Origin of the sequence: Methanobrevibacter sp., assembly GCF_045114555.1 — an archaeon.
Lineage (GTDB): Archaea > Methanobacteriota > Methanobacteria > Methanobacteriales > Methanobacteriaceae > Methanobrevibacter.
In genome coordinates, this window is the sequence record NZ_JBGUKT010000018.1 from 178352 (window position 1) to 198177 (window position 19826).

A 19826-nucleotide genomic window follows, 5' to 3' on the forward strand; every position below is an offset into this window, starting at 1 on the left:
TTTTTTAAATTTTTATCTTATTAATTTATTATTTTATTATTATTTTATTTATTAAGTTATTTTATGGACGATAATATGAAGTTTATATCAAATTTAATTCCATTGGGAGACGCTTTAGCTAAAATTGATGAGAATCAAAAGCTTATGGATACAGAAAAGGTTCATATAAGAGATTCTCAAGGTAGAGTTTTAGCTCATTCTATTTCCTCTTATCATAATTCCCCTCCATTTGACAAATCTGCTATGGATGGATATGCTGTGATTGCAGAGGATACATTTGGTGCTTCCAATAATGTCATTAAAGAATTAAAGATCATTGATAGAATTGGAGCAGGAGATTTTTCAGATAAAACATTATCTAATGGTGAAGCTATTGTAATAGCAACCGGTGCACCGATTCCAAATGGCGCTAATGCTGTTTTAATGAAGGAATTCACCTATGAAGATGGTGATAATCTAGAGATTCATTCACAAGTGACTCCTGGTGAAAACATTTCTCCAAAGGCTGAAGACATTGCAAAAGGAGATGAATTGTTAGGTGAAAACATTTTAATCAGGCCACAAGAGATGGGTTTGATAGCTTCAGCAGGACACAGTGAAGTTGAAGTCTATAAAAAGCCAAGAGTTAAATTGCTGATAACCGGTAATGAATTGGTGGAACCTTCTCCTGAAATTGACAAGGCTAAAATCATCAATTCCAATCAATTCACCATTGCAGCATTGATTAGAAGTGCTGGAGCTATTGTTGATATAGAACATGGTGCGGATGATTTTGAAGCTGTCAAGGAAGCTATTGACAAGGCAAGTAAGGAATATGATGTAGTGATTACTACTGGCGGAACCGCTATAAGCAAAGGTGATGTGGTTATTGAAGCAGTTGAGGAATTAGGTGAAGTCCTATTCCATGGTGTTGCAATGAGGCCAGGAAAGCCTGTTGGTGCAGGTATTGTTAATGGAACCCAAGTATTTATGCTTTCAGGTCAGCCTGTAGCTGCTATGGGCCAATTTGATATTATTGCAAGGCATTATCTCTTTAAAATGCAAGGGCTCGATTATTCCCATAAAGTGATTAATAGAGTATCTAAAACCAAAATACCGTCTTCTCTTGGTAGAACAGATTATATCCGTGCAGTAGCTGACGATACTGGCGTTCATCATGTATTGAATAGAGGGTCTGGTATTATCCGCTCTATGGTAGAGGCAAATTGTTACATTATCATTGATGAAAACCATGAAGGAATCGAAAAAGGAGATGAAGTTGACTTGATCTTCTTCAATGATATGGCATGGCCTACCCTTTAGCTAATTTAAATTTTAATATTTTTAAAAATTAATTATTTTTATATTTTTTAAAAAAAGAATTTGATAAGAATATTTAAATTCTTATCTACTATTTTTATTATTTTTTATTTAATTATTTTATTTTTAACGACTTCTTCTTCCTAATCTATAGAATAGGTAGTATCCGAATAAGTCATTGTGTCTGCTGTTCATTGTTCCTTGTGAATATCCATTTCTATATCCTTGGTCGTAAGCATAGGATTCTGCATATTCGCTTTGCTCTTCAATGTAATCATCTTGCATTTGATTTAATTTATCATCAAATTTCTCTTTAGTGAAATTGGATTTAGGGCTGTAAGAAACAATCTTCTTCATTGTATCATTGACATCGTTTCCATCATAGCTCAATGCATAGAATGTCTTGTTTGATTCAAAGTAGAGATAAGTTACATCATGATTGCAAATGCTTCTATGGCTATAATATGCAACGGCATGATGGCCGTCAATTTCCATCTCTTCAACGTCATAAAGCTCATCAAGAGTAGATTCGTATCCATAATTGTTTCTAAGGGACTTGTCATCTTCCAAAGCTACAAGTCCAAATGTGAATACATTTGTCTTAACATAATTTCCTCCTGAGTCACTTCCTCCCCCAAACTCTGGCGGGATCTGAAAATTGGTGTTATATACAGTTATATTCACCCAATCTGAAGTGTCCACATCACTTTTTTCAGCACTTGTTGCACTAATGGCTAAAAGTGCTATAATCCCAATTACACATATTAAAAAAATAATTTTTTTATCCATATTTAATTCTATTTTTCTCATGTTTTTTAAAAATTTCTTTTTAAATTTTTATGTGTTGCTTTTAAATAATTTTTTCAATTACCAAAACCAGATACTTTTTTATATTATTCTTTAAAGATATATTCATAAATCTTAAATGGTGATATTATGATTGAAAATAAAGAAAAGATTTACGAAATCATTTTAACAATTGCTGTTTTCTTTTTTTTACTATTTAATATTTCTATTTTAAGAACTTATTTTGTTTATGCAGTTTATGTTGGAGATTTGATTTATCTATTGTTATTTTTCCTTGAATTTATAGTTTCCTTTCTTTTAAGCTATAAATTTTATAAAACAATTCAATCCAAATTAAGCAGCAGAATAAAAGATATACTTTTAACAGTTTTTGTCACAATAGTTTTTTATGCATATCTATTAGTGTTTTGGATATTTATTTTGGCAATGTTTTCAAAAATCGCTCCTTATATCCCAAATGTTTTAGGAGCCATATTAAGTTTAATATTAATTATGCTAATTCCTATGAGTTTTCTTTTTACATTATTTTTAAGCTATAGATTTTATCTATATGTTGCTAGTGAGGAGTTATACAAGGTTTTAAAGGCTCAGGAAAAAAATTTCTTAAAAAGAGATCAAGAACAAACTATAAAATATTACGAGCATAATAGTCAACTAAGAGATAAATGGAATAGTCAGAAAACAAAATTTCTGCTTGCATATGTTATAGCGGTAATTATAATTTTAGCAATAAATAGCTTTTTAAGCTTAGGCATTGATTTAGGTCTGCTTTTAAAAGGATTTTTCATTTTATCAATAGGCATATTCTTATTAATTTATGATAAGAAAGTATTCGCATATTTTATGATTATTTTTGGTTGGATGGGGTTAGTTTTTCTGTTTAACAGTCTAGGGCATAATGGCTTTTTAGGATTGACTGTAAATCAAACTGATGCAATTTCCGGTGTTTTATTAGTTGTCGGAACTACTATAGCAATAGTGGTAGCAACCTTCTGGCTAAAATATAATGTTTAAAGAAATCTAAATAATTTTTAAATAATTACTTTTTTATATTATGAAAACTTAATAATATTATTCAATTAAATAAATCTATTAAAATAATGGATTTTTTATAAACTAAAACTTTTATAAAATAAAACTTTTAAAAATTATCAATGTGTTAATATGAATGGTATATATTATTATGTGATAGCTTTCATTCTCATTTGGACTATTGCAATTGTATTTAAAAACCAGCTTACCGATCATGGAGTTGAGGTTAATTTTCCTCTTTTAATGTGGAAAACACAACGATTAAGAGGTTTTATAGACAGATTAGCCAATCGTGCTCCAAGGTTTTGGAAATGGTATATGAACATAGGAATCGTAATTTCAACTGGTTTTATGATTCTTATGGCCGTTGCATTGGTCTATTCCTTAAAGACATTGTTGGATACTCCTACTGTTAGCTTAATCGTTCCCGGTGTTGAAGTTCCAGGATCACCTATATTTATTCCATTGCTTTCTGGACTTATTGCACTTGCAACAGTTTTAATAGTTCACGAATTCAGTCATGGAATCCTATCAAGAGTGGAGAAAATCAATATAAAGTCCATCGGTCTTTTATTGTTTGCAATTATTCCAGGAGCTTTTGTAGAGCCTGATGAAGAGGAATTGAATGAATTAAGCCGTCCTGCAAAAATGAGGATTTATGTTGCAGGGTCTATGGCCAATTTGACCTTAGCAGCTATTGCATTGATTATCATGACAGTTATATCTTCATTTATCGTTCCTGTGGTATTTGACGATGAGGGAGTTGTGGTTAACAGATTAACTGAAGATGCAAATGCTAAAAATTATATGTCTGAAGGAATGATAATCAAATCAATAAATAATCTCACTGTAACTGACATAGATTCTTTCCAGAAAGCTGCAAATACCTTAAAACCAAATGACACGGTTAATATTCATACGGATCAGGGAGATTACAGTTTCCAATTGAAAACCAATCCTATGAACAAGTCCATAGGATTTATGGGAATCCAAGTCAATGCAAACAATGTGATTGCTGATGAGTTTGATAATCAGTTTTACACTCCTTTATTATGGCTTTTAATGCCTTTAGCAGACCTATTGTTTTGGATTTATTTCCTAAACTTTGCTGTGGGAACTTTCAACTTGCTTCCAATGAAGCCTTTGGATGGAGGGCATTTGTTTGAAAACCTATTGTCTTATATAATGCCTGAAGTCGCTTATAAGCCAATCGTAACTTTCATGTCTTTCTTCATGGGAATAATTATTGTGGTTAGTCTTGTTGTTGGCGTGGTTGGAGTCCCATTCTAACCTAATTATCATTTATATTTTTCTTTTATATTTTTTTCAACGATAATTTTGTTCGTATTCTATAAAACCAAAACTTTATATATATAAAAAATCATATAAATAAATGTTTAAGCATTTACGAACTAATAATACTTTAGTTAGGAAAATATGCTAAAATGTAATACATAAAATGTTATGTATAAAAATTATTCAATTAAAAATTTGAGGAATTGAAATGAAAGCAAAAGCACAAAAAATAGGTGATGGAGTATACTGGATTGGTGTACTTGACTGGGACTTAAGATCTTACCACGGATACACTTTAGATGGAACCACTTACAATGCATACATTGTATTTGGTGAAAAGGTAGCTATTATCGATAACGCTTATCCTGGAAAAACTGAAGAAATGATGGCTCGTATCGAAGACGCATTTGAACAAGAAGGTAGAGTTATGAAAGTTGACTACATTGTTCAAAACCACGTAGAAAAAGACCACAGTGGTGTTTTATACGACTTATGGAAAAAATTCGATGCACCAATCTACTGCAGTAAAATCGCTCAAGGCGGATTACTTAGACACTACCCTAAATTAGAAGGTGCAGACTTCAACATCGTAGGAACTGGAGACTCCCTTGACTTAGGCGGTAAAACTTTAGCATTCTTAGATGCTTTCTTGCTTCACTGGCCTGACAGCATGTTCACCTTACTTGCAGAAGATGGAATCTTATTCCCTAACGATGCATTCGGTCAACACTTATGTTTCGCTAAAAGATTTGATACTGACATTCCAGAAGTTGTACTTATGGATGCAGCACAAAAGTTCTACGGTAACTTGATTACCCCATTATCTAAAAAAGTACTTAATAAATTTGATGAAATCATTGAATTGGGCCTTTTAGAACAAGTAAAAATGATTGCTCCTTCCCACGGACAAATCTGGACTGATCCAATGAAGATCATCGGCGCTTACAGTGACTGGGCAACCGGTAAAAGAGCAGAAGACAAAGTAACTATTGTTTACGATACCATGCACTACTCTACCCAAAAAATGGCTCACGAAGTTGCTGAAGGAATCATTGCAGAAGGATACGATGTGGAAATGTACTTCTTGCACGAAGATGAAAGAAGCGAAATCGTAAAAAGCATCTTAACCAGCAAGGCAGTTGCTTTCGGTATTCCAACCATTAACGACTTCCCATTCCCAAGCATTGGTGATATCATCTACTACTTGAAAGGTCTCCACTTCAACAGAACTGGATTCAAAAGACCTGCTGTTACCTTCGGTTCCATGGGAGGAAGAGGCGGAGCTGTAGAATTCATCGCAAACGAACTCACCGAATGTGGATTCGAAGTTCTTGACCAACAGGAAATCTACTATGTTCCTGACTCAGAAGACGATGACACCAGCTTCAAATTAGGTCAAAAATTAGTTGAAGAAGCTAAAAAATTAGAACTTTAATTTCAAAGTTCTTTTTTTATTTTTTTCTTTTTTTATTTATTTTTAAAACTCTCTTAACACATGTTATTTTTTAATATTTGTTCGTATTTTTTCCCTATTTTAGATATTTTATAACGAATGTTCGTATTTTTAACTAAAAATCCTTATAATTTTTAAAAACTATTCGTACTAAAATCTAAGATAATAAAACATTTTGTAAACATAAGAACAAGTATATATGTAAGAAAGTTTATACTATATTTAACAAACAATTTTTTGTTTATAATGTTTAAAATTTTTTATAAATTTATTATAATTCTTTTATAAATTTTAAATAAATTTTACATGGAATATTATATTGTTAAAATTTTTATTTTTTGAGGGTTTATTATGGAAAACGAAGAAAAGACTATCCAACCTAAAGCAATTCAAATTTTTGCAAAGGCTCCGGGTGAGCTTGGTGTAAATGTAGTTAAAAGTCCAGTTAAATTAACAATTCTTTCAATGTTGAAAGATACCGATATGGAATTTGATGAAATTGTTAAAAACACTGGTAAATCAAAATCCACCATTTCCGTTCATTTGAAATCATTAAGGGAAGATGGAATCGTAAGCTATAGATTTGATGCAAACGACCACAGAAAGAAAATCTTCTTCATCAATTCCAAATTCTTAGGTGAAGTCCAATCTGGAGATGAAAAGGAATTGGAAGAAAGACAAGCTGAATTCTTGGTTAAAAACATTATGGATGTAGACAACTTCAAGTTCTCTTTCCTATTGTTCCACACCTTAAGATCTAACTTAATTCAAGAGGGAATCAACATCAATCCTGTATTGAACCAATCAGGTAAAAATATTGGAGCGGCAATGTATGAAAAGCTTTATGATGATGACATCAACAAGTTCTGTGATAACATCATTCAATTTTGGGTAGACAACGGTTTAGGAAAACTCGAAATTGATTTAGGCGACATCATTAACATTACTGCTTATGAATGTTTCGAGTGCAGTTTGCTTCCTAAGAAAGGAAAACCAACCTGTTACTTAGATGCAGGTATTTTTGAAGCTTTATTTGCAAACTATCTCAAAAAGGATGTTGACGTAACTGAAGTGAAATGTTTCACCATGGGTGACGACTGCTGTAAATTCTTAGTTGAATCCCCAGATGGAGAGGCTTTCGCTTACTAAGTAATTAATTTTTTAATTAATTATTCTTTTTTTATTTTTTTAATTCTATTTTTAAATTTTATTTTAGATTTATTTTTTTCTGTTTTTCACTGATTTTTCTATTATGATAATAATTTTTCGATTTGATTAAAATATTTCACTGAAAAATCGATTTAACAAATTTAAATCAATTTTTTACAATAAATATTACCTTTCAATTGCTCTTTCTAAAACCTTTTTATATAACTTAATCCTAATATAATTGTAATGTCAGACTCATTGTTTTGTCCCAATTGTGGGATGCTAAAGAAAAATTGCGTATGTGGAAAATACGTTGCAGATAGGACTAAAAAACCTTATCAAAAGAAGGATAAGAACATCGCTAAAAAGCAGACTAAAAGTACTGCTAAAGGGCTTTATCAATATGAAAATAAAAAGCCTATAACCGTTAGCGAAGAACAGGATGTTCCTATTGCAGAGGTTTATGATATTGCAGAGCATGACCTTCCTCAAGAGGTCATTGATAGGTTAAAGGAAGAATATCCTGAAATTCCAGAGCAGATAATCGAGAATTTCCCATTTGAACAGCCAAGGGAAGGTCAGCTAGAGATTATTGCAGATATTGAAGAGGCCATTTCAAAAGGATATAAATACATCATATTGGAGGCAGGTACAGGTACAGGAAAATCAGCTATTGCTTCCACATTGGCTCGTATGTATGAATCTGCATATATTTTGACAATGACTAAACAGCTTCAAAAGCAATATGCAGATGAGTTTGATTTCCCTCTCGTTAAGGGAAGAGGCAATTTTGACTGTTTAAAGGATGGTTTTGAAGTGACCTGTGATATGGGTGCATGTAAAACAGCACCGAAGTCCGCTAAGTTCTTCTGTCCTTACGGAATAAGCAAAAATCCAACATTAACCGGAGAATTGGCTTTCCAGGATTCATTTGGAAGTGATGTATTCTTCCAAACAACTGATCACTGCAAATACTGGCAACAGAAGGCAAATGCTATAAACTCTCCAATTACATTGATGAATTATGATTATGCAATCTTGGAGTTGAATTACGTAAAACACTTTGGAAAAAGAAGCTTGCTTATTCTTGATGAGGCACATAACATAGAAGATAAGCTAATGAGAACAATGGAGATTAATTTATATAATCGCCAGCTTGAAAAGGACATCAAGAAAGTCATTAGTCCGCAAACCCTAAAAAGCGCTGAAAAAGGCGAATGGATAATGGAAATTGAAGCGATTCAAGGTCATTACTCAGATATTGAACTAAAGGATTTGCCTACAAACAAGGCAGACAGGATCAATTCAACAATCTCCAAGTTAAAGGCTCTTAAAACCAATCTTGAAAAGGAACCTGGAAATTGGGTGATTGATTCAGATGAGCATGGGGTTTCATTTAAGCCACTCAGAGTCAACCACTATGCTGAAGATTATCTATTCAAGCATGGGGATGTTGTAATCTTCTTAAGTGCAACAATCTTGTCTCATAAGATGTTTTCAAAATGGTTAGGACTCGACCCTCGTGATGTTTATCATATTCAAGTTGACAGCCCATTCTCTGTTGAAAAAAGGCCAATTGAGTTAAACTTAGCTGGAAAGATGTCTAAGAATAGGGTAAAGCAATCAGCTCCAAAATCCATTGAAATAATGCAGAAGATATTGAAAAGGCATGAAGGGGAAAAGGGGCTTATTCATACTCACAGCTATAAGTGCCAACAGTACATCATCAATCACTTATACAATAACCGGTTGATTGCACATGGAACCAACAATAGGGAAAGGGTCTTGCAATTCTTTGAAGAGGATGAAAATCCACTGGTTCTTGTCAGCCCATCCATGAGTGAAGGTGTTGACTTACCATATGACAAGTGCAGATTCCAGATAATCTATAAGATACCGTTCCCATATCTTGGTGATAAGCAGATTAATATGAGAATGAAAAAGGACCAAAGATGGTATGCCTATAAGACTGCAATGACTTTAGTGCAGACTTATGGTAGAGGAATGAGAGCGGATGACGATTCATGTGTAACTTATATCCTTGATTCCGATATTCAAATGCTCCTTAAGAGTCCTTTGTACAAGTCATTGATTCCAGAGTTCTTTAAGGAAGCTATTGTAATCAATGATGATCGTATTATTTAACTCCGCTTTTCCAGGCATTCGGCCTGCAAAACCGGAACCAAAACTTTTTTCTCGTTTATGAGTGGTAATATGGCAGTGAAAAGAGAAGAAATTGAAATTGAAGGAATTTCTATAATTTTAGAGAGAAAGAATATTAAGAATCTATACCTTCGAATCAAGCCGGATGGCACTGTTAAGGTTTCTTCTCCAATGAGATTATCTGATGATGCAATCAATGAATTTGTCTTATCAAGAATAGATTGGATTAGGGATACAAGGTCAAGGATGCTTGAAAACCCACCAAAGCCTAAGGTAAAATATAAGGACGGGGAAACTCACTATATTTGGGGAGAGCCATACACTCTTCAATTAATTGGAAATGAGGATGCTAAAAAAGCTTTTTATGATAGTGAAAAGTCCATTATTTATCTTCCAGTTCCTAAAAGGTCCAATATAAAGCAGAGAGAAAAGATCTTATTTGAACTTTACAGGGATGAAATGAACAGAAATCTTGACTATTTCCTTGAAAAGTGCACTTATTTTGTAGGAAAGGAGCCTAAGGAAGTTAAAATCAGGAACATGAAGAATTGGGGAAACTGCAGAAAGGATAAGAGAGTTACCTTAAATCTAAAATTGGCTAAAAAACCTCCAATCTGCACAGAATATGTTTTGATTCATGAGCTGTGCCATTTGATTGAATTCAATCATGGTCCAAGATTCAAGGCACTTATGGATAATTTCTGTCCAAATTGGAGAGAGATAAAGAAATTACTGAATGAAGAGCAATAATTGTTGAAAATAGAAAGGGAACATTTATATAAAACCAATACTATTAAAATTATAAAGAAATTTGGGGTGATATGATGGAAGTATTAGGTTATCAACTAATAAAACTAGACAGTACTCATTATGATGCAACTGTACTTGCCAGATATGAAAAATTGGAAGATATTTTAGAGGCATGTATAGAAAAAGGATTAGACATTGTATTCTATAATGAGGGAAAATTGATTCTAGAATCAATAGAATAAGTTATAAAATGCAATTCAATATTTTCAATCAATTCTTTTTTTTAAACGGACCTAGGGGGATTTGAACCCCCGACCTTGGGATCCGAAGTCCCACGTCATAATCCTGACTAGACTATAGGCCCAAAAATAGTTTTCATTATTTATTAATTACAATAATTAATCTACTATATTAGTTTATTTATTATCTTTTTTAAAATTTTAGTTTTTATTAACAATAAATTTTTATTTTTAGTTAAAAATATTAATTATATAAAATAAAAATAGAGTTAGATAGAATTTTTAACATTTTGTGATTATCATGCTTACTAAAAGAATTATTCCTTGTTTAGATTGTGACCTGCAGGTTCCAGAAGGGAGAGTGGTGAAGGGAGTCGAATTCAAGCAGATCCGTTATGCTGGAAATCCAGTAGAGCTTGCTACCAAATATTACGAAGATGGGGCAGATGAGATTGTAATCTTGGATATCACCGCTTCACATGAACGCAGAGGAACTATGGTGGATGTTATAGAAAGATTGACTGAAAATGTATTCATTCCAATTTGTGTAGGTGGAGGAATAAGAAAGGTAGAGGACTACACTCGCATGCTTAAGGCAGGTGCAGACAAATGCTCTACAAACACTGCAGCCATTCACAATCCTCAGCTATTGACAGATGCTTCCAAAGTCGTAGGATCTCAAGCAGTTGTAATAGGAATTGACGCTAAAAGAAGATATGTTGAAGAAGACAAGGAAGCTGCTAAAGGCAAGACCATTGTAGATACAGACCAAGGTGAAGTGTGGTTTGATTGCAGTATCTATGGTGGAAGGGAGTTCACTGGAATGGATGCCATAGCATGGGCACAGGAATGTCAGAACAGAGGTGCAGGTGAAGTTCTTCTCACTTCAATGGATGGTGATGGAACCAAAGATGGATATGATCTTGTCCTTACAAAAGCAATCAACGATAATGTGGACATTCCAGTAATTGCATCTGGTGGTGTAGGAAACCCTCAACACATACTTGAAGCTTTTGAAATAGCTGATGCAAGTGCAGCTCTTGCAGCAAGCATTTTCCACTTTGATGAGTACCCAGTTCCAGTAGTTAAAAAGTTCTTGAAAGAAAAAGGTGTTCCAATTAGGGAAACTTTCTAGTTTACATAACATTTCTAAGATAGTGGTGGCATGTCTAGTTTTCAATTCAATTCATTAATCAATCTTAAGTTGACCCAAGAATCAGGTCAAACTTCACAGTCTCCATGGAGACATAATTCAGTTGGAAATATGGATGAGTTTAATGAATTAATTTACTTAAAAGTTCCTTCAATTATTAATGAACTTAATGATGAAACTATTAATTTAAATAACCTTCCAATTCTTTTAAAGCTATCACAAGATAAATCTAATTTTAATGAATTTTCTTATCTATATGAGTTTCCTAAAAAAGTAGGAAATCATCAATTTTCTAATATTTTTGATAAAAATAATTTATCAAATAATGAAATCAAAACCATCGAAAATGAAATCAAAAAGGAATTGGCCAAAATCTATGACTTGGATTTTGACTTGGAAAAATTCTATGAATTCCTATTGGATGATGAGAAATTAGCTCCTTCTGTAGATTTCTGCAATGGCTTGAGATTGTTCATTGCAAAAGATCCATTTGAATGCATTATATCTTCAATATGTTCTGCAAACAATTCAATTGCACGCTGGACAAAATCAATTGATAAGATAAAGCGCAATTGGGGTGAAAAAGTTGAGTTCGATAGTGGAATTTTTTATGGATTCCCAAATCCAAATCAATTCCTGGACTTTTATGAAACTCCAATAGAGGAAGCTGATGCAGATGGGCATAGCTATGAAATAGATTGCTATACTCATAATTTAAAGGCATGTGGTGTTGGCTATAGGGCACCTTATATGAAAAAGGCAAGTCAGATGATTCTTGATGAGATGGATTTGAATGATATTTTTAACATGACTTATGATGAAGCATTTGATTTAATTTTAAAAATGCCTGGTGTAGGGCCTAAAGTGGCAGACTGCATCTTATTGTATGGATTTGGTTTTCAAGAGGCATTTCCATCTGATGTTTGGATTAAAAGAATAGTTTCCCATTTATACTTTGATGGAGATGAGATTTCTGCAGATAAGACAAGAGATTTTGGAATAGATTACTTTGGAGATTATGCAGGTTATGCTCAACTCTATTTATTCCATTATGCTCGTAAGTCAGGTTTAATGGAAAAAATCAGGAAATAATTATTTATGGATTATATTTTTATGGATTAAGGGTTTTGTATGAATAAAAGATTTTTAGCATTGGCATTATTTGGAATTAGCTTATTTTTATTGGTATCTTCAGTTAGTGCTGAAGAGATAGGTTCTGATGATTCCAATGCAAATATTGAAATAAGTGAAGAGCAATCAATTGAAACTTCTGAAGTTTCCAGGGATGATGCTAATTCAGATATTTCTTTGGATGCTACTGACAACTCCACAGAGAATGCAAGCAATAATTCAAGCAACAATTCAAGCACTGATTCTTCAAAAGCCCCTTCTAAGTTTTCATCCACTAAAAATATTAGTTCAACATATGGAAAAAAGGCCAAATTCTCTGTTAAAGCACTGAATAATGAAGGAAAAGCGATTAATCATACATTAGTGACTTTTAAGGTTTCAGGAAAAACATATAATCGTTACACAAATGCCAACGGAATAGCTTATGTTTATCTTAACTTGAATGCAGGAAAATATGCAATCAAATATAATGCAAGCGGCATTTCCGGAAAAAACTACTGCACTGTAAAGAATTACTATAAAATAACCAATTACAAATGGAAATCTGGAGCTAATGTCTTAAAGAATAAAAAGATTAAGGCAAATGTTCCAAACTCTGCACTTGTAAGAAAGATCATTAAGCTTGCAAAATCCGGCACTCCTGTAATCAAATTCAAGGGTGGAAAAGGAAAAGTCGTCTTCATTACTGCAGGATGTCATGGTAATGAGATACCTTCTCAAGTTGCTGCAATGAAATTGATCAAGTATTTGGAGACTCATTACATTAAAGGAACAGTTTATGTTATGCCTTTCATGAATCCAAAGGGAACTGCAGCAAATGTCAGGGATTACAAGGGAGTTCACTTGAATAAAAAGGCTAATAAAAAAGGAACCATTTCCTATAAGACTGTCAAATTGATTAAGAAGTTAAAATGTGATGCTTACGGTGATTTTCATGCTACAAGGCCTGGAGGTAAGCCGGGTAAGGATTTGGTTTTTGGATCATATAAGCCAACTAAAAAAAGTGCAACAATAGCTAAATACATTGCAAAAAATGCAAAAGTGAAATACAAAATTTATAAAAGGGCAGGAGTGGAATATCCTGGCGCTTTAGAGGATGAGGTTAATTTAAAAGGAATTCCTGCTGTAACCTGTGAAGTGATCAGTCCTCATGGAAAGATTAAAAAAGGGTCCGTTTCCAAGTCATTATTGATGATGAAAACTCTTTTGAAATACAATAAAATAATTTAAACTATTCATCAAACTCTTTTTCAAGCAAGATGGTTACTGGACCATTGTTCAATAGGCTTACTTTCATGAATGCTCCAAAGACTCCAGTTTCACATGGAACGTCTTCACTGCATTTTTCTACAAAGTAATCAAATAATTTGGTGGCTTTATCCGGTGCCAATGCCTTATGGAATGAAGGCCTGTTCTTTTTGGTTTTTCCATATAGTGTAAATTGAGGAACAAGTAAAAGTTTTCCCCCTATGTCTTGCACTGATCTGTTCATTCTGCCTTCATCATCTGGGAATATTCTAAGTTTGCATAGTTTTCTTGCCAAATATTCAACTTCTTTTTCGCTGTCAGTCTGGCCAAAGCCAACTAAAACCATTAACCCTTCATCAATTTGGCCTGTGATTTCTCCTTCAACTTCTACACTGGCATTTGTTACTCTTTGAATGACTAATTTCATATTCTTTCCCTTTATTCTTTAATCTTATATTATATTTCTTTTCAATTCTTAAATATCTTTTTAGGAGAGATAATTAATTTTTTAATAGTTTCATTTTTAACTGTTTCAAATGAAACATTTATATCATATGAAAGACAATATAATCTTGAAAGTGATTACTTGTTAAATTTTTAAAGTAGGTGAAATAATGGAAAGTGAAAGCTTTCAAGGTATAATGGATAGCTCTCCTTTAGTTGCATGGATTCATAATCTATCTAAAAATCATTTTAAATACTTAAAGTTTAAGATTGCTGAATTTGATTTGGGTCATGAAGTGAGATACATAATGATGATTTATGATAACCCTTGCATTTCACAGGATGATTTGGTGGCAATGTCTGGTCAAAGCAAGGGAAACATTGCCAAATCCTTAAAGAAATTAGAGGATGATGGATTCATTAAAAGGGAAGTCAATCCGAAAAACAGAAGAAAATACATGTTAAAGACCACTTCCAAAGGTGACGAATTGGTTCCTAAGGTTAGGCAAATATCTAAGGATTGGGAGAAGGAAGTGGGAATAACAGAAGACGATCGAGAAGTCATTGAAAGAATTAAGGAAATAGCTATTAATGGCATGAAATTAGTTGAAGATTTATGATTATAGGTTTAAAGTGATAATATGAAATTTGATTCAGAAACCTCTGTAGTGCTTGTATCATTCCTCACATCATTCTTTGCGGTGTTTTTAGCTGCAGGAATAGTCATAGGGGTTCCATCAATAGCAAGTGAGTTTGGAATGAACAATGTTGTTCAAAACTGGATTATAACAATTGCATTGCTTGTTGTAGCTATTTTCACTCTCCCTGCAGGGCAATTGTCAGGTAAGTTTGGTGTTAAAAAGTCTTTAGTGATAGGGGTCTTGATTTTCCTTGTCGGTTCAATAGGGGCATGCTTATCCTTCTCTAGTGAATCATTCCTATTCTTTAGAGTGATTCAGGGTATTGGCGGAGCATTTTCAAATGTCGCATCCATGGCTATGGTTGTGCAGGCAATCAATCCTAAAAACAGAGGTAAGGCTTTAGGATTTACTGTAACTGGTGTTTATCTGGCAGGGTCACTGTCTCCAGTGATATGCGGATTTTTGGTTTATAACTTCGGATGGAGGTCAATGTTTTACTTTACAATACCATTCTTCGTTGTCTGTATTGCACTTATGATTTTAAAGATTCCTGGAGATTGGAAAACATATGAAAACGATAAGATTGACAGTATAGGTTATCTCATTTATGGAATAGGAATTTTACTCTTCATTTATGGATTTACAAGCTTGATGACCACATTTGGTAAGCTTAGCGTTGCAATAGGATTCATTTTGCTTCTTGTATTTGCATATTATGAAACCAGAGTCAACACTCCTGCATTCAACATGAGATTATTCAAGAACATGAAGTTCACTTCATCCAATATTGCAGCATTATGCAGTTACCTTGCAATAGCATCACTCACTACAATATTGAATTATCATTTCCAATATGTCAGAGGATGGAATGCCCAAATGGCGGGACTTATATTAATAGTTACTCCAATAATCATGGCGATAATGGCTCCTAATTCAGGTAGGCTCTCTGATAGGATACATCCTCAAAAATTGGCAGCTATTGGAATGGCAATTGCAACATTGGCGCTATTGATCTTGATATTCCTGGATGCAAACACTCCAATTTGGCTCATAGTCATTGCAATGATTTTCCAAGGTATCGGTATGGGGCTGTTCACATCTCCAAATACAAATGCAATCATGAGTTCAGTGCCTCCAAAGGAGACTCCAAATGCATCTGCAGCTCAATCTGCTATGAGGACAATTGGACAGACAATGAGTTTAGGTCTTCTTACCCTTGTATTCGCTTGGATTATGGGAAGCTTAAAGCTCTCCTCCCAATATGCAGGTATGGTTGTTCAAGCTTCTCAAATAGTTTGTATAATATGTACAATAATTTGTGTAGTTGCAATATTCGCTTCACTTGTGGGAATAAGATCTAAAGATGAGTTCAATACAAATGCAAGTTAAATTTATTTATTCTTATTTAAAATCTTAAAAAGGTGAAAAATAAAATTCGATTTATAAATATTTCAGTTTTAATTTAAATTTATGAATTTTTATAAAAAGAGGGATTGTTATGAAATTTGATTTAGAAACTGTAGTAATAGCGGTGTCATTCATCACTTCATTCTTTGCGGTGTTCTTATCCAATGGAATCATTATAGGTGTTCCAGCTATTGCACAGGAATTTGCGATGAATAACGTTATTCAGAATTGGGTTCCTACCATATTCTTCCTTGTGGTTGCTGTATTCACAGTTCCTGCAGGGCAGATATCAGGTAAGTTCGGTGTTAAGAAGTCTTTGCTTGGAGGGGTATTGCTCTACCTATTCGCTTCAATAGGTGCAGTGCTTTCATTTTCAACAGAATCATTCTTGATTTTCCGTATGCTTCAAGGTGCAGGTGTGGCATTCTTGAATGTGTCCGCTATGGCAATGGTAGTTCAAGCTGTTAAACCTCAAAACAGAGGTAAGGCTTTAGGGTTTACTGTAACTGGTGTTTACTTGGCAACTTCATTGTCTCCTGTAATCTGCGGATTCCTGGTGCATAACTTAGGATGGAGATCAATGTTCTACTTTGTAATTCCATTCCTAGTGCTCTGTATTGCACTTATGATTTGGAAAATTACAGATGAATGGAAAACATATGAAAACGATAAAATCGATACAATAGGTTCCATCTTATATGGAATAGGAATTTTATTGTTCATTTATGGATTTACTACTTTAACAACAAGCATTGGTCTTATCTTGACTATTCTTGGACTTATCATATTGGTTGTATTTGGAGCTTATGAGCTTAGGCAAAAATCTCCTGTATTCAATATGAACTTGTTTAAAAACAAGAAGTTCACTTCATCCAATATTGCAGCTTTATGCAGTTACATTGCAGTTATGGTAGTTACAACAATATTGAATTACCACTTCCAGTATGTAAGGGGATGGGATGCTCAAATGGCTGGTATGATCTTGATTATCACACCTATTATCATGGCAATCATGGCTCCTAATTCAGGTAAGCTTTCAGATAGGATACATCCTCAAAAGTTGGCAGCTATTGGTATGGGAATTGCAACCGTAGCGCTGTTGATTTTGACATTCTTGAATGGAGACACTCCAATCTACTTGGTTATTTTAGCTATGGTGCTTCAAGGTATCGGTATGGGTCTATTCTCAAGTCCAAACATGAATGCAATCATGAGTTCAGTTCCACCAAAAGACGCTCCAACAGCATCAGCATCTCAAGCAACCATGAGGACAATTGGTCAGACCATGAGTTTAGGTCTTCTTACCCTTGTATTCGCTTGGGTCATGGGAACCTTGCCTCTTGCAACCAAATATGCTGGAATGGTGGTTCAAGCATCTCAAATCATTTGTGGAATATGTGCAGTAGCTTGTATCCTCGCTGTATTTGCTTCATTGGTTGGTGTAAGATCCAAAGATAAGTTCAATACAGATAGACCAACTTAAGAGAATATAATTATTTTAATTATATTCTTCTTTTTCTTTTTTTTAAACTATTTTTAATTATATTCCAAACTTTTTTTTAAGACTTTTTTTAAATTTTTTTAAACTATTTAAAAACTTTATTAAACATATTCACTAAAATAATATTATGAATAATTTGACAGACGGATTCTTAAACTTTTTTAAAAATGAAACAATATTCTGCATTTCTTTAATATTGGCTATTGTTTCATGCTTTTTTGTTTTGCCAAGCATTGATTATTTGAATTACATCAATTGGGAAACAATCATTCTTCTTTTTGTCATAATGGTTTTTGTAGAGATCTTAAAGAATCTGGCTGTTTTTGAGATATTCGTCCGTAAGCTATTGAATAAAGTTAAAAACACTCGTGGACTTGTATTGTTTTTAGTTTTCACATGCTTCTTTAGTTCCATTTTTATTACAAATGATGTTTCCCTGATTATTTTTGTGCCATTTGCCTTATTGGCATTAAAGAAAGTGGATAGGCTTGATTTAATAATATTTGCAGTTAGCTTAGAGACCATTGCAGCTAATGTAGGATGCATGGTTCTTCCTATTGGAGCTCCACACAATATTGTAATGTATACTGTATCTCATATCCCATTCCAATCATTTTTCATGTTGCTTTTACCTTATATTGTTGTATCAGTGATCTTTTTAATCATATTGTCATTCTTTATTCCACGTGATGTAATCAATTTGCCAAGTATGGGAAAGATTGAAATCGAGTGGGAAGGATTCCTGAAAAGAGTGTTTTTAGGCGTAGATTATTACTTGCTTTTAACTTTTATAGCCTTATTTGTATTGATAGGAAATCTGCAAGGCATTCCTTTCTTAAATTCACTATTTAAGCAATGGATTATAGGAAATGAAGTTCTATTTGGAATTCTTTCATCCCAAATCATTTCAAATGTTCCTGCAGCCATATTGCTCAGTGGATTCAGTACAAATTATGAAGCCATTATTGTGGGAATAAATATTGGGGGTTTAGGTACTCTCATTGCATCAATGGCTAATCTTATTTCCTATAAAATACTTGCTAGAGAGTTTAATGATTTAAAAATCAGATATCTGATTGTATTTACAGTTTTGAATTTAGCTTTGCTTTTCATTTTATTAGCAGTATATTTTTTAACTAATTGATCTTTGAAAATTAGAAATTAAAAATTAGAAATTATAAATTATCATAATAGTATTATTAAAATAGTGTTAATAGTGAAGTGAAAAAGTTTTTAAAAATAGAATTACTGTAGTGATCCATATCATAGATGCAGAAACACTTCTTAACAGTAATTAAGGTTGATAAAAAAATTAAACAAATTTTTTAATTTTTTACGAATTTTTAAAGGTCTAATATATGAATTCTTTTTTTGGATATAGTGTGATTATAGTTCACACTACTATATTTAAAAACCTTATTATATAAAGATTTTCGAATGTAAGTGCTTACTTACATGTTAAAATGCTAAAAACAACAATAAATTGTCGTTATTTGATTAATAAGTGGCAATTTAGTCTTTAATTAAGGTTTTATTCCATTAAAGATGATATCGAGATAGTCATCAGCGAAAATGTCTGAATCAATATCTGCATTGTTTCCGTATATCTGCCATAAAATAGTGGATTGGAATATTATGCTAAAGCACATTACGGATATTGCTTTGGAGTTAACATTTTTTATAACGCTTTTTTCCAATTGCAATTTAAAGAATTCTTCCATTTTATTGATAATTGTATCAGTGATGTGGGGAATTAAAAGTTTTTCATCTGTTTCTCCTGTAATTTCTTGCATAGCAACTCGGATAATGCTAATATCCTCTTGTGAAAAATCTAGAATTCCATAAAAACAGTGTTTAAGATAATCTTCGATGCTTTCATCCTCATCATAATCGAAGGTTTCTTCCAGTCTGGAAAGAAGCTTTGACATATAGTAATCTTTAGTAGCCTCTATGAGATTTTTTTTATTTTCAAATTTCCTAAAGATAGTTACCTCATTCACTCCGGCTTCAGCAGCTATTTTCTTAGTTGTTGCTTTTTGAACACCTTCTTTTTGAACAATGTTAAAAGTAGCGGTTATGATTTTTTTCTTCTGTGTTTTCCTTTTCGAATAAT

At 32.9% G+C, this 19826-nt stretch carries 18 protein-coding genes and 1 tRNA gene; 15 read left to right on the forward strand and 4 right to left on the reverse strand.

Features of this window, described 5'->3' with window-relative positions; translation table 11 throughout:
- Nucleotides 1-75: 75 nt before the first annotated feature.
- The gene (glp, locus tag ACJMLB_RS04205; RefSeq protein WP_405323920.1) at nt 76-1302 is read left to right on the forward strand and encodes a gephyrin-like molybdotransferase Glp; all 1227 of its coding nucleotides are present in this window, start codon (nt 76-78) and stop codon (nt 1300-1302) included.
- A gap of 123 nt (nt 1303-1425) precedes the next feature.
- On the opposite strand, the gene ACJMLB_RS04210 is transcribed toward glp, so the two are convergent.
- Nucleotides 1426-2088: a hypothetical protein gene (locus tag ACJMLB_RS04210; protein ID WP_405323922.1), complete on the reverse strand. Its 663-nt coding sequence runs from the start codon at nt 2086-2088 to the stop codon at nt 1426-1428.
- A 147-nt stretch (nt 2089-2235) separates the two neighbouring features.
- On the opposite strand from ACJMLB_RS04210, the gene ACJMLB_RS04215 reads away from it, so the two are divergent.
- The 7 genes from ACJMLB_RS04215 (at nt 2236) to ACJMLB_RS04245 (ending at nt 10191) form a co-directional block, all read left to right on the forward strand.
- The gene (locus ACJMLB_RS04215) at nt 2236-3120 is read left to right on the forward strand and encodes a hypothetical protein (RefSeq protein ID WP_296856041.1); all 885 of its coding nucleotides are present in this window, start codon (nt 2236-2238) and stop codon (nt 3118-3120) included.
- 150 nt (nt 3121-3270) lie between these two features.
- Nucleotides 3271-4428 carry a site-2 protease family protein gene (locus tag ACJMLB_RS04220; protein ID WP_405323924.1) on the forward strand — a complete coding sequence of 386 codons (1158 nt, stop codon included), beginning with the start codon at nt 3271-3273 and terminating at the stop codon, nt 4426-4428.
- A 214-nt stretch (nt 4429-4642) separates the two neighbouring features.
- On the forward strand, nt 4643-5869 hold the full coding sequence (locus ACJMLB_RS04225; protein ID WP_405323926.1) for an FprA family A-type flavoprotein: 1227 nt from the start codon (nt 4643-4645) through the stop codon (nt 5867-5869).
- Between the two features lie 369 nt (nt 5870-6238).
- Nucleotides 6239-7036 carry a V4R domain-containing protein gene (locus ACJMLB_RS04230; RefSeq protein ID WP_295608280.1) on the forward strand — a complete coding sequence of 266 codons (798 nt, stop codon included), beginning with the start codon at nt 6239-6241 and terminating at the stop codon, nt 7034-7036.
- A 246-nt stretch (nt 7037-7282) separates the two neighbouring features.
- Complete coding sequence (locus ACJMLB_RS04235) at nt 7283-9181, forward strand: helicase C-terminal domain-containing protein (RefSeq protein WP_405323928.1); 1899 nt, start codon at nt 7283-7285, stop codon at nt 9179-9181.
- 69 nt (nt 9182-9250) lie between these two features.
- Entirely contained in the window at nt 9251-9949 is a 699-nt protein-coding gene (locus ACJMLB_RS04240; protein WP_405323930.1) for a M48 family metallopeptidase, read from the forward strand.
- 74 nt (nt 9950-10023) lie between these two features.
- Complete coding sequence (locus ACJMLB_RS04245) at nt 10024-10191, forward strand: hypothetical protein (protein ID WP_405323932.1); 168 nt, start codon at nt 10024-10026, stop codon at nt 10189-10191.
- A gap of 46 nt (nt 10192-10237) precedes the next feature.
- On the opposite strand, the gene ACJMLB_RS04250 is transcribed toward ACJMLB_RS04245, so the two are convergent.
- Nucleotides 10238-10313, reverse strand: a tRNA-Arg gene (locus ACJMLB_RS04250).
- 176 nt (nt 10314-10489) lie between these two features.
- Here ACJMLB_RS04250 and hisF point away from each other — a divergent pair.
- Genes hisF through ACJMLB_RS04265 form a run of 3 tightly spaced genes read left to right on the forward strand, consistent with a single transcriptional unit; the run spans nt 10490 to nt 13702 of the window.
- Entirely contained in the window at nt 10490-11323 is an 834-nt protein-coding gene (hisF, locus tag ACJMLB_RS04255; RefSeq protein WP_405323934.1) for an imidazole glycerol phosphate synthase subunit HisF, read from the forward strand.
- Nucleotides 11324-11353: 30 nt separating this feature from the next.
- Complete coding sequence (locus tag ACJMLB_RS04260) at nt 11354-12433, forward strand: DNA glycosylase (RefSeq protein ID WP_405323936.1); 1080 nt, start codon at nt 11354-11356, stop codon at nt 12431-12433.
- A gap of 39 nt (nt 12434-12472) precedes the next feature.
- Nucleotides 12473-13702 (forward strand): succinylglutamate desuccinylase/aspartoacylase family protein, encoded by a 1230-nt coding sequence (locus tag ACJMLB_RS04265; protein ID WP_405323938.1) that lies wholly within the window; start codon nt 12473-12475, stop codon nt 13700-13702.
- 1 nt (nt 13703) lies between these two features.
- Here the strand turns inward: ACJMLB_RS04265 and dtd are convergent, their stop codons facing one another.
- Nucleotides 13704-14147, reverse strand: a complete 444-nt coding sequence (dtd, locus tag ACJMLB_RS04270) for a D-aminoacyl-tRNA deacylase (protein WP_405323940.1) — start codon at nt 14145-14147, stop codon at nt 13704-13706.
- Nucleotides 14148-14334: 187 nt separating this feature from the next.
- Here dtd and ACJMLB_RS04275 point away from each other — a divergent pair, with 187 nt between their 5' ends.
- From ACJMLB_RS04275 to ACJMLB_RS04290, 4 genes are all read left to right on the forward strand, one after another.
- The gene (locus ACJMLB_RS04275; protein ID WP_405323942.1) at nt 14335-14784 is read left to right on the forward strand and encodes a MarR family winged helix-turn-helix transcriptional regulator; all 450 of its coding nucleotides are present in this window, start codon (nt 14335-14337) and stop codon (nt 14782-14784) included.
- A gap of 21 nt (nt 14785-14805) precedes the next feature.
- Nucleotides 14806-16194 (forward strand): MFS transporter, encoded by a 1389-nt coding sequence (locus ACJMLB_RS04280; RefSeq protein WP_405323944.1) that lies wholly within the window; start codon nt 14806-14808, stop codon nt 16192-16194.
- A 109-nt stretch (nt 16195-16303) separates the two neighbouring features.
- Nucleotides 16304-17695 (forward strand): MFS transporter, encoded by a 1392-nt coding sequence (locus ACJMLB_RS04285; RefSeq protein WP_405323946.1) that lies wholly within the window; start codon nt 16304-16306, stop codon nt 17693-17695.
- A gap of 145 nt (nt 17696-17840) precedes the next feature.
- Entirely contained in the window at nt 17841-18857 is a 1017-nt protein-coding gene (locus ACJMLB_RS04290) for an SLC13 family permease (RefSeq protein ID WP_405323948.1), read from the forward strand.
- Between the two features lie 379 nt (nt 18858-19236).
- Here the strand turns inward: ACJMLB_RS04290 and ACJMLB_RS04295 are convergent, their stop codons facing one another.
- Nucleotides 19237-19794 carry a TetR/AcrR family transcriptional regulator gene (locus ACJMLB_RS04295; RefSeq protein ID WP_405324080.1) on the reverse strand — a complete coding sequence of 186 codons (558 nt, stop codon included), beginning with the start codon at nt 19792-19794 and terminating at the stop codon, nt 19237-19239.
- Nucleotides 19795-19826: the final 32 nt, after the last annotated feature.